This is a genomic window from Desulfocucumis palustris (assembly GCF_002933875.1).
Lineage (GTDB): Bacteria > Bacillota > Desulfotomaculia > Desulfotomaculales > Desulfocucumaceae > Desulfocucumis > Desulfocucumis palustris.
In genome coordinates this window covers 1-11,342 of sequence record NZ_BFAV01000036.1, presented here as the reverse complement: position 1 = coordinate 11,342, position 11,342 = coordinate 1, and the positions used below count along the sequence as shown (strand labels likewise).

Annotated in this window: 10 protein-coding genes; 2 read left to right on the top strand and 8 right to left on the bottom strand. The window is 44.3% G+C overall.

The window, feature by feature from the left end; genetic code table 11:
• The 6 genes from DCCM_RS03150 to DCCM_RS03125 form a co-directional block, all read right to left on the bottom strand.
• A partial coding sequence (locus tag DCCM_RS03150; RefSeq protein ID WP_133163940.1) for a hypothetical protein occupies window positions 1–201 on the bottom strand: 201 nt, incomplete at its 3' end.
• A 426-nt stretch (window positions 202–627) separates the two neighbouring features.
• The gene (gene purB / locus DCCM_RS03145) at window positions 628–1,992 is read right to left on the bottom strand and encodes an adenylosuccinate lyase (RefSeq protein ID WP_104371008.1); all 1,365 of its coding nucleotides are present in this window, start codon (window positions 1,990–1,992) and stop codon (window positions 628–630) included.
• Window positions 1,993–2,010: 18 nt separating this feature from the next.
• Entirely contained in the window at window positions 2,011–3,351 is a 1,341-nt protein-coding gene (locus tag DCCM_RS03140; protein WP_104371007.1) for an MmgE/PrpD family protein, read from the bottom strand.
• Window positions 3,352–3,468: 117 nt separating this feature from the next.
• Window positions 3,469–4,758: a TRAP transporter large permease gene (locus DCCM_RS03135; protein WP_104371006.1), complete on the bottom strand. Its 1,290-nt coding sequence runs from the start codon at window positions 4,756–4,758 to the stop codon at window positions 3,469–3,471.
• A gap of 24 nt (window positions 4,759–4,782) precedes the next feature.
• Window positions 4,783–5,283, bottom strand: a complete 501-nt coding sequence (locus tag DCCM_RS03130; protein WP_104371005.1) for a TRAP transporter small permease — start codon at window positions 5,281–5,283, stop codon at window positions 4,783–4,785.
• Window positions 5,284–5,373: 90 nt separating this feature from the next.
• The gene (locus DCCM_RS03125; RefSeq protein ID WP_104371004.1) at window positions 5,374–6,432 is read right to left on the bottom strand and encodes a TRAP transporter substrate-binding protein; all 1,059 of its coding nucleotides are present in this window, start codon (window positions 6,430–6,432) and stop codon (window positions 5,374–5,376) included.
• 746 nt (window positions 6,433–7,178) lie between these two features.
• Here DCCM_RS03125 and DCCM_RS03120 point away from each other — a divergent pair.
• Window positions 7,179–8,411, top strand: a complete 1,233-nt coding sequence (locus tag DCCM_RS03120; RefSeq protein ID WP_128739072.1) for a sigma-54 interaction domain-containing protein — start codon at window positions 7,179–7,181, stop codon at window positions 8,409–8,411.
• A 39-nt stretch (window positions 8,412–8,450) separates the two neighbouring features.
• Window positions 8,451–9,989, top strand: coding sequence for a class I adenylate-forming enzyme family protein (locus DCCM_RS03115; RefSeq protein WP_231702631.1), 1,539 nt, complete (start codon window positions 8,451–8,453; stop codon window positions 9,987–9,989).
• A gap of 457 nt (window positions 9,990–10,446) precedes the next feature.
• Here the strand turns inward: DCCM_RS03115 and DCCM_RS03110 are convergent, their stop codons facing one another.
• Both DCCM_RS03110 and DCCM_RS03105 read right to left on the bottom strand, forming a co-directional pair.
• Window positions 10,447–11,019, bottom strand: coding sequence for a flavin reductase family protein (locus tag DCCM_RS03110; protein ID WP_207655536.1), 573 nt, complete (start codon window positions 11,017–11,019; stop codon window positions 10,447–10,449).
• Between the two features lie 13 nt (window positions 11,020–11,032).
• On the bottom strand, window positions 11,033–11,342 hold a 310-nt coding region (locus tag DCCM_RS03105; protein ID WP_165791999.1), incomplete at its 5' end, for a DUF169 domain-containing protein.

Genomic DNA, 11,342 nt, shown 5'->3' with positions numbered 1-11,342 from the left:
GGTCTTGTTTTCGACAATATACTCAAACAACTTCGCCCTTTTGATAATAGCCGGATACCCGTCCAATTTGGGATAAATCTCCGCCAACAGCTTGAGCCGTTCGGTGTCAACCTTCTGCGGGGCGTCCAACAAATAGTTCTTTAGTCTTTTTACCCGCTCCTCGTCAATTTTCGTCTTTTTAAGTTCCATTGCCGCTTCCATTTTATTACCTCCTTGAATGATATTATTACTTATTTCCCACAGGCAAAGTGCATTTCGAAGCCTCATCCTGGGGTACTAAGCGTTTCCGAAAGTAATCGCAAAACCTCGCTCGGAAAATTTAACCTTGTAGTCAACCTTAACCGGGCTTATTTTTTTCATAAGGCCTTTTTCTACCACAAATGTTAAACCACCAATTTGGAAAACCTCATCATTGTCGTTTAACTCATCCAGAGTCAACATCAGCTCGGGGATGGCTGCTCACCCGCACCCGGACATAACTTCTTTAATCCTTACCGGCAGCGGCTTATCTTTGTCCATGAATTCCAATAAATTTTCTAGAGCTTTTGCGCTTACCTCCAGCATAATTGTCACCTCTAAACCCTACCATCTTTATAGTGACTGACAATTTGTTAGTCTTTTTTTCTTTCATAATGTAATGTTAAATTGCTCTGCTATATTCAATGATACCTTTTCAGTCATTTCCACTGCTTCGCCGATATAGAATTCAGGTTTAAGTAAACTGTAAATGTTCTCTTTTGAAAAATATTTCATAACTAATTCATCTTCGGTTAATACCGTGCAAAAATCCTTACCGTTAGAAGCAGCCTTCATGACAAGGTCATGGAGCATATCATGAGCCTTTTGCCTGCCAAGATGTTTTCCAAGGTGCATCATAATCCGCTCCGACATTATCAGTTTCTGTGTAATGTCAATGTTCTGAGTCATTTTTTTATCGTTTATCCTTAATCCCTTTAACACATCAATTGCCTTCTGAATAGCGCTATGGCTTATAATAGATATTTCAGGCAACCATTCCCATTCAATTTGCAATATAGATATTGTTCGCTCATGCTCCTGATACATGGACTCCAGAGCAAGCGGGACATTTTGTCGGGCTATCCTACCCAGAGTCATCAAAGTGCATGATCCCACCGGGTTTTGTTTATGGGGCATGGTGCTGCTGCCGATTTGCTCCCGATCGGAATGCTCATGAACCTCACCCAGTTCATTACGCTGCAAATTATAAATTTCCTGGCCTATCTTACCCAGTGTCCCTGTAATCAACCCCAGCGCACAGGCGTACTCGGCAATATTATCTCTGGCTGTTGTCCATGGGGCAACACAGTTCCCCAAACCGAGGTCTTCCATCATCAGACGGCGGATTTCCATGCCAAAGGGCGCTACAGAAGCAAGTGTTCCTACCGCCCCGCAAAACTGCCCCACTAACAGGCGTTCCCGTAATTCACACAGTCGCTCCAGATGACGGGCTATTTCCGCACACCAAATACTGACCTTAAAACCAAAGGTAGTGGGTAGGGCGTGTTGTCCATTGGTCCTTCCCGGCATTATCGTGAGACGATATGCATATGCCATACGTAAAGCAATTTCCAACAGTTTCAACAAGTCTTTGTAGATTAAAGAATAGGCATCTTTCAGTTGCAGAACCAATGCCGTGTCCATGATATCCTGGGTGGTAGCCCCCCAGTGGATGTATTCCCCGACTTCCTGAGAGCATGCTTTTTCCAAGGCCTTTATTACCGGTATAATTTGGTGCTTGGTTACATGTATTTCGTTTTCAATAAATTTTAAGTCAATATTCTGTATAGCCGCTTTTTCAGTTATCTCCCGTGCTGCCTCTGCTGGAATTAACCCAACCTTCGCTTCTGCCCTGGCCAGGGCGGCTTCGACATTCATCCACTTTTGTAAAAGTGATCGATCAGAGAATATATCCCTCATTTCCGGTGTTCCAAAAATATGTCCAAACCATAACGAATCTATAGCGTGTGCCATAGTATAGTCCTCCAGTAGCTAATAACATAGTTCCCATAGAGCGCTTACCCGGGGAACATGTTCCAGGGTTTCCACAATCCGCTCTATTTTGTCAACCTTAACTTGGTTTATTACATTGCTTAACAACCCATGAAATTTGTCTCTCAACGCTTGTGGCTGTATAGGCTGTCCCGGGTAGCCCCTGAAATTATTGGTAACCTTTTCAATCACCCGGCCATCTCGCAGGTGGAATATTACCCTTCCGTCAGTAACCTTGGCATGAGGCTCAAGCACCAGTGAAACTTTGGAAGCTATATCTTTTATATCCGGTCGGATAATGTAGCCGTCAGAAAATTGCTTATCAAAAAGCACACCTTCTGTTACCGCCAGCCCGATGCAGTATGGGAGGCAAAACTTGGAACCAAGGCTATCATCGGGATACGGGTTGCCCACATTGTCCATCATAATCTGGTTTACAAAACAATCTATTTTAGCAATATCTTCATTTTTTATTTGATTTTCGCTTACAGCCTGTAATGCGGCCTCTACATTAGGGTAATTCTGCAGGCAGCAGGCATGTAATTTAATGATATTTCGTTTGAACTCTGAGAACGATCCCATTTCATCCATGATTTGTCCGGCATCACCTTCTGCGGGGGAAAAGGCCGCAAAAAAGCCAAATTTATCCTCAAATATATCTGGCGGGCCGTTTATGCCGGCTTCGGCCATGAAAGCCGCTAAAAGCCCCCCGCTGGCCGCCTTACCCACCTGGAATGTCTTGCCAAAGGTGCCGAAGGCAGCCCTCAGGCCGGCCGCTTGAATTCCCGCCAAGCCAAGTGCGTCATGTAAAGCTTGTCCTTTAAAACCAAGTACTTTGGCGGCTGCGGCACAGGCTCCGAACACCCCTATCGTGGCTGAGTTATGCCACCCCTGGTCATAGTGCCGTCTCCCTGCTATTCTGGAAAGGGCTACGGCTACCTCATAGCCGATAACATACGCAGTTATAAAGTCCCTCCCGTTTACGCTCCTTTTTTGGGATAAGCCGCACAAGGCCGCCAGTGTGGGATTGCTGGCGTGCAGCAGCCCATCCATATTTGTGTCATCATAATCCAAAAAATGCCCGGCGATAGAATTTGCGCAAGCAGCGTCCAGCAGGTTTAACGACCGGCCAAGTCCAAGTACCAGAACCTTACCGCTACCGTTATGCTCCTCCAATACATCAATCGCCTTTCTTACTGCAGGGTATTGCGCGCCGGCGACAGTCACCCCAAGCCAGTCCAAAATCCCGGTCCGGGCACTTTGGATAACTTCCTCTGTCAGATCCTCAAAGGTAGACCTGGTAATAAATTGTTCAATTCTAATTAATATGTTTTCCGACAATCAGTACACCTCCTCGTCTGCAGTTTCCTCATCCCGGCCAGGTAAACGGTGTATTTAGCTTTTTCCTCTGTAACCTCACCGGCTATGTTGTCGCAGTACTCCCAAAATATAGCCCAATTAACTCTTCATAAGAGACGGTAAGAACGTCACAATAGATGGGAATGCCAACAGTATGAGCAAAGTCACAGCCTCAAACGCCAGCATAACGCCTACCCCCTTAAACACTTCTTCCAGAGGAACCCCAGTGGTGCCGCTGGTAACATAGATATTCAGCCCCACCGGTGGAGTGCACAGCCCAATCTCACATAATTTAACTACGATAATGCCAAACCATAATCCATCATAGCCCAGGCTGGTAACCAGGGGGAAAGTCAGCGGCAGGGTAATCAACAGAATGGCTATGGTATCCATGAAGCAGCCCATGATAAGGTACAGAACGCATACAATGGCCATAACACCCCATCCTGGTATCCCCAAGGCATCAACAAAGGCAATACTTTTCTGGGCTACCTGGGAGGTCGTCAGGTAATATCCGAAAATCATGGCGCCCACCAGAATGGTATAAATCATTGTGGTGGTAAGCACCGTCTTTTCAATGGCCTGGACAATCTCCTGAAGATTAATGCTTCGCATCAGTAGACAGATAATCAGTGTAAATAGGGCGCCCAGGGCTGCTATTTCCGTGGGAGTGGCAACACCGGAGTACATCCCCCCGATTACTGCCAGCACAAGGATGATGAATGGTGCCAAACCTTTCAGGGATTCAATCCGTTCCTTCCATGCATAACGGACTGAGGTGGGCATTACCCCAGAGCTTAACTTTGTCCAACAGATAATCCCTAGTGAATAAACACCGGCGGTTATAATACCCGGGATAATCCCGGCTATAAGCAGCTTGCCAATGGACATTTCGGTGGTTACTCCGTATACTACCAGAGGAACGCTAGGCGGGATCATAATCGCCAGGGTACCGGCAACGGCCACAATACCAGTGGCAATTCTAGGCTTGTATCCTATTTTAAACATTTCCGGGACAGCAATGCTTGACATTGTGGCGGCCGCCGCCGAGCTTGTGCCGCACATGGCTCCGAAGCCGGCACTGGCCATAACGGTAGCTATTGCCATCCCCCCCGGCAGGTAACCTAGAAAGCGGTTGGCCACGGTAAATAGCTGGTTGGCGAGTTTCCCCTTGGAAGCAAATTCAGCCATAAGAATAAACATTGGCACTGTTGTTAAGGTAAAATTGGCTACGCTTGTGTGGGCGATTTTACCTACATAAAATAGGATTGAATCAAAGCCGTTCGTCATTATCAGCCCGAAACAGCCGCTGATGGCAAGGCTGAAACCAACAGGAACACCAAAGGCAAAAAGAGCTAGCAACAATAATATCGTTAAAACAATAATCATTTTTCATCGTTCCTTTTCCGAACCCTAACTCGGTTCTGCTTCGTCATTGGGTTCCGATTTACAAAAAGACAGTATAATTCTTAAGGATATAAGGATCCCCCCCAGAGGAACCATGAAATAACTGGGTGACATCGGAAATTGCACCATTCCGGTGGTAAAGTCCTGAATTTCAACAGCATGCGTAAACAACTCCCAGCCGGAATAAGCCAGTACGAGGAAAAACACCAGAGTAACCGCTTTAAACAAAAAAGTAACAGGGATCATAATATTTTTAGGAAAGTACTTGGTAAACATCGTCACCCTTATATGGGCGCCTTTCTTGTAGGCATAGCCAAGGGCCATAAAATACATGGCTTCCATTAAAAAATCCTGGGTTATCTCAAATGCTCCGTAAATAGGTCTATTAAAGAGGAAACGACCCAAAACGTCAAAACTTACTAAGAACATCATGACAACAAGACAAACGAAGCTTATGCCAAAGAAAGCTTTCTCTACATACTCAAAGCTCCTATCTAACTTGTTCAACAGACCACCTCCAGGGTTTACAAATTATAATAGGACTGGGAGAGTGTAAGGTTTGAAGATAATGCCATCTTCATCGACAACCTGATATCATTATTTGCCCGAAGCCTCTAGAGCTTTCTTAAAGGCATCCAGTGTCTGACTACCCGCCAGATTCTTGGCATCCATATTTTTAGCCCAATCCTCGTTGACCTTGTTTATTTTGGTCGTCCATTGTTCCTTTTCTGCGGTAGGAATATGATAGATTGTCACGCTACCCGATTTTTCCCATTTTTCCATTATTTCTTTTTCCAGTTCGTCAGAACTCTGGGCTATCTTGTCGGAGGCTTCTATCCCGGCCTTGGCTATAATCTCCTTGATATCCTCAGGCAGTTTTTGCCATGTTTTTTCATTCATGAAGTAATATCCCATGTAGCCGCCCATGGGCACCCCTTCATAAGCGTATTTAGCCACTTCTTGTATTTTATATGACTCGGCATTGTTGAACATAAAAATGGCGCCTTGCACTATTCCCTTGCTCAGGGCTTCATATGTGTCGGGAGCCGACATCGAAACTGGTACACCACCCAACGACTTGGCAACATCCAACCTGCCGCCAGCCGCGGCTATCTTCATACCCTTGAGGTCTTCAACGGACTTGATAGGCTTTGTGGTAAACAGCGAGCACTGGGACCATTCCGAATCGATTATAGGCCTGACACCCAGGCGCTTGATTTCTTTTTCAAACAAAACCTCCTTTTCCAGAGTTCTGAACGCTTTAGCAGCAACCGTAGTATCGGTGTACAGTGGAAGCTCACCGACAGCGCTTAGAGGAAGTTCGCCAGGCACAAGGCTAGACAGAACATAGGTCATGTCGGCAGTGCCGCTCCGGACCAAGTTAAGCATATCCTTAGCCTTGCCCAGTTGCTCCGCAGGATAGAATTCAAATTTAACTCTCCCGTTGCTAAGCTCCTCAACCCTTTTCATAAAATACTCACTACCCGCGGTCGTTCCAATGTGTGTTAAAGGGTGTTGTGTGGCTAGCTTCAACACTATTTGTTCCTTGGCGTCTTGGTTGTTTTGCCCAGTTGAATTGCTCCCGCCACAACCCACCGTGGTAACAGCTAGCAACATGATCATCCCAATAATAAGACAAAATTTCCTTATATTCATGTCATGACCTCCTCAGATTATTTGTTCTTTTTCATTATCGCCTATCTACCTGTTTAATCCCGATTTTGCCCAAAAACTCCATGGTTTTTATAAGACCCCGCCTGCGTTCATAGGAATAGCCGTAGCCCCAGTCTTTAGGAAAGTCTTCTCAGTTTAGGTTCACTTGTAGCGGCACAAGTTTTCTCCATGGAGTTGTTGGTTTAGGTTCCAGAACAGACATTCCGAATGATATTCCTCCAAAGATTGATACATTTCTCAAAAAAACGCTGAAGAAATGTTGATTCTATATCCTTGGCATCACCCTCCTCAATTTTTTTCTAACGCTGTAGTGGTCCCTTCACTGGGCGATTACCACTCGCATCATGGACTTGTCTTTTAGAGCCAGTGGCAGCCTCACAATATCAATAGCAATATCATGATTGAGACGATAGTTTTTTAGGAACAGTTAGCTTTCTCAAGAAAATTGCTTAGCACTCATTTAATTGTGCAATATTTATGCCAATCAAGATTTTGCTTAAATACTAGCAATTTGTCTGATCGGATTATTATAAATGGTTCAAATATGTACCGTGGTCCATTATTGTACCATAGCCCTTGAAGGATTTCCCTGAAAATTAGCGTATATATTTTTATATGGTTTTCCTGTTTTGGTAACCAGTTGATTTTGGGTCTCTGGATAGCAGGTTCCTACTCCTAAGGAGGTGTCTAAAATAGATGTCATACCTGGCAAAATAAAAGTAAGTAATATGGCGAAGAGCGAGGTCGGTTTGGTTCTGCTGGATAAGAAGCTTGACGTACTTTATGCCAACCAACTGGCCACAGAGTGGTTGAAAATTGCACCGGGAGTTAATTTCGGTACAACATGCTTCATCGAGCTACCGGAAAATAATGAATGCTGCATAGTTTATAATGGGTGCCGGGACGATAAACGAAAGGAATATTTGCTATATACCATTTCTTTCTGTGAACAGGCTAAGCCCCTGTACCTAGTTTTATTTGTACCGAAAAAGGAGCAATCCCCAGTTCCGGTGGCGGAAAAAAGACTATCGGACCTTATTACTGACCTCGCACAAAGGGCATCCGCAACTTGCACCAATGTTCTTATTACCGGTGAGACGGGCACAGGTAAAAGTCGTTTGGCAAGGGTCATTCACAATAACAGCCAGCGCACTGGTAACCCCTTTATTACCATTAACTGTGCCGCTATTCCACCGACGCTTTTGGAGTCGGAACTCTTTGGTTATGAAAAGGGTGCCTTCACCGGGGCAAATAAAATGGGAAAGATAGGTTTAATTGAAGCCGGAAACTACGGAACCGTTTTTTTAGATGAAATTTCCGAGTTACCTTTAACCATGCAAGCAAAGATTTTATATGTTATTGAGGAAAAAAAATTAATGCGCATTGGCAGCCGAAAAGAAATGAAAATGGATATCCGGTTTATAGCCGCCACCAACCAGGACCTTGAAGACATGGTGCAAAGTGGTGATTTCCGGAAAGATCTTTTTTATCGACTGAATATATTTCCCATTAAGGTGCCTTCACTCCGACAAAGAAAAAGTGATATTCCCTTCCTGGTAAATAGTTTTTTGAAGAAGGTCAACGAAAAATATAACGAAAATAAAATTATTGACCCTGGGGTAATGGATATTTTTTTAAAATACCACTGGCCCGGAAACATCAGGGAATTGCAAAACATCGTTGAACAACTAGTTATTGTTAGCAATAAAAAACTAATTACAGTTCAGGAACTGCCCGACCACATTTGTCAGTTGGAAAGGGAGCCTCTTAAAACTCAAGAGACAGGCCTTTGTTCCTATAGGGATCAAAAAATAACTGCTGAGAGGGAAATTATTTTGAAAGCGCTCGGGGAAAACCGGAGCATCCGCGCTGCAGCCCGGCAAATGGGTATTGGTCACTCCACCCTTCTAAGAAAGATTAAAATATTTAATATCGACTGGCGCGCAATTTGCTCAAAATAACTCGGGGGTGATAATGTGAATGTAGGCTGTTTTGCTGACATGCTTAGATACAACGCCTATTCCTTTCCCAACCAGATAGCTCTTTTAGAGCAGGAAAGAAACGTAACCTACGGTCAATTGAATTATGAAGTTAATTCCTTTGCTTCTGGACTACAGGCTTTAAATATAAAAAAAGGAGATCACATAGCCTGCATACTTCGCAACAGCATAGTATTTGTAGCTGTTTATTTTGCCGCAGCCAAAATCGGCGCCGTTCTCGTCCCCTTTAACTATTTTTTGAAGCCCACCGAGTGGGAAAACCTGGTTGGCCATTGCAATCCGAAGCTTATAATATGTGATACCTTTTTTACGGATTCCCTTATGTCTATTGAAAGCACTAGGCAGATACCGGTGATTTGGGCAGGGGAAAATACCCCCCACGGAGCATTCTCCTATGAGGAAATAATAAATAACCGCTCGAAGCTGGAAGTTCACTCACCCGTAAAAGGAAAAGACGTGTGCAATATCATCTACACCTCGGGTACCACCGGCAGCCCCAAGGGTGTAATCCGCACCCATTCGAACAATCTATGGGCTAATATTCAAATGGCTCATTTTTCCCAGTACCAACGGGGAGAGATAAATTTATTTATCGGGCCACCCTTTACTATGCGGTTTATAAACATTTTTTCACCGGCGATGTTTAGCGGGGCGGAAATAATTCTGATGGAAGAATTTGACCCGGAAATAGTTATAAGAACTATTGAAGAAAAAAAGGTAAACAGACTTTTCCTGCCCCCAGCGTATTGGGAAGACTTGATCAACCATGAGCGTTTTAATTCATACGATAAATCAAATCTCAAGTATATAATCACAGGCACATACACTACTCCCGCCGAACTAAAGCAAAACCTTCAGGAGGCCTTTCCATCCGCCAGTATTTTTGAAATATGGGGGGCTACCGAAGGGGGACTTATCGGGTCATGCCCCGAGGACATAAAAAGAAAACCCGCTTCTATCGGCCTGCCCATGGCTTTTAATGATGTTAAAATATTAGATGAACGGCTGCAGGAGGTGCCCCACGACAAGATAGGTGAACTAGCGATAAGGGGACCAAGCGTATCTGACGGGTATTATAAAAACACCAAGACTACCGGGGAAAGCCTCGGCAAATCCGGATGGTTTATGACCGGAGACCTAGCCCGTGCGGATAAAGATGGATATTTATACATTGTTGACCGCAAATCTGAAGTTATCAATATTGGCAATTTTAAAATTTACCCGGGAGAAATACAGCACCTTTTAAACTACCACCCGAAGGTAATGGAATCCCTGATCTTCGGCCTTCCATCAAGTTCTAACGCTAAATTTATTGCGGCCGCTATTGTACCCAGGAACGGAATTCATATTCCAGCAGACGAAATTAACAATTATATAAATGGCTATATAGCAAATTATAAAAAGCCAAAGGTTATATATTTTGTTGATGAGTTGCCCAAAACAGCTACCGACAAAATCATCAGATGTAAAGAAATTCATAATTCACTCGCGTTAAGAAAGCCTGATCTGGTCCTTGAATATCCCCGGGAATTAGTTTAGGTTATTAAAGATTAGAGTCAAGTACAATAGTGTAAAGCCTTCTGCAAACAGAAGAATTTGCTGTGAAACGATGAAGATGTCAACCAACCCTAGTACTTTCAATCCAAAAGACTCCGGTACTCTGACGGCGCTTTATGATGCTCCTTTTCCAGGGACTGCACGTCTTCAAAAAATACTGAAGTTAAAAATAGTCCGGGGTATGAGGCAAAATGTTTATAGTTTTCCCCCGCTTGCCCCGGCTAATTTTTCGTTCAGTATGACCACAAGCGGAGATAGGCGAGTATCTTGTCTTTTGCTATTTTTATTCAAAACCTTTGCCAGCTTAAATAATTGCAACGTGCTAACCGGCGAACTCCATAATCAAGCAAAAAAAGAAAGAGACATTGCACGTGTTAAAGGACAATGTCTCTTTTCAAATGCCGGCACTGCATCCGAAACGATGATTTAAGCGCGACTCTTATTCGGGCTTGTATTCCTCACCAATCTTCCATGCCTTTCCGAGGGGTTCTCCAACTTTCCAGTAATTCTTATCATGTGTTGATGACAATAATATGGGATTTACCTTTTTAATATCCGGCGAACCATTGGTTATGTATTGTTCCCCTGCATACGCTTCTACCACCTCCCCAATATAAATATCATGCGATCCGATGTAATCCAATGTTTGAATTAGCTTGCATTCCAGGTTGACAGGACACTCATCGATCATGGGCGCGGTCTTCAGCTCGCCGTAGAAAGTGCTGAAAAGCCTGGACTTGTCAAATTTTCTTCCCGAGACCAAACCGCAATAATCCGTGACTTTTACCATCTCCGCGGACGGAAGGTTGACGCTAAAGGTACCGTTCTCCCTAATTCCGGTGTTTGTATAGCGGGATTTTCTCAGGGCTATTGTAATCACCGGCGGGTTGGTCCCGACAATGCCACAGTAAGCAACTGCCAGGTAATTTGGCTTGTCGTTTATATTTGCCCCCACCAGTGTAGTAGGCATGGGGTATAAAAAAGTCTTGGCGCCCATTTTAGTTTTTTTCACTCTTTATTCCTCCTCACTCTTCATCCTTAAAACGGATCATCGGGCATTTCTTGCAAACATCCAGACCTGGCCACTCAGTTCCGTCACACGTAAGCGAGGCGCCGCGGGAATATTCAGTGCGTGCAATCAGTTGTTTGACCAAACCAAGAATGTGATCGCCTGGAATAAAGACATTAACCTCGCCCTTCTCAGTTTTACCCGAGGTATAGCTGCCGGCGCACATGGTGTTCATATTGGGCTTGTGGTTCAGGTAACTCCAAACAGCACCGCCGCAAACGGCAGAACTGACCGTGTGGTTAAACTGCAAGGGATGCACGTTAAAA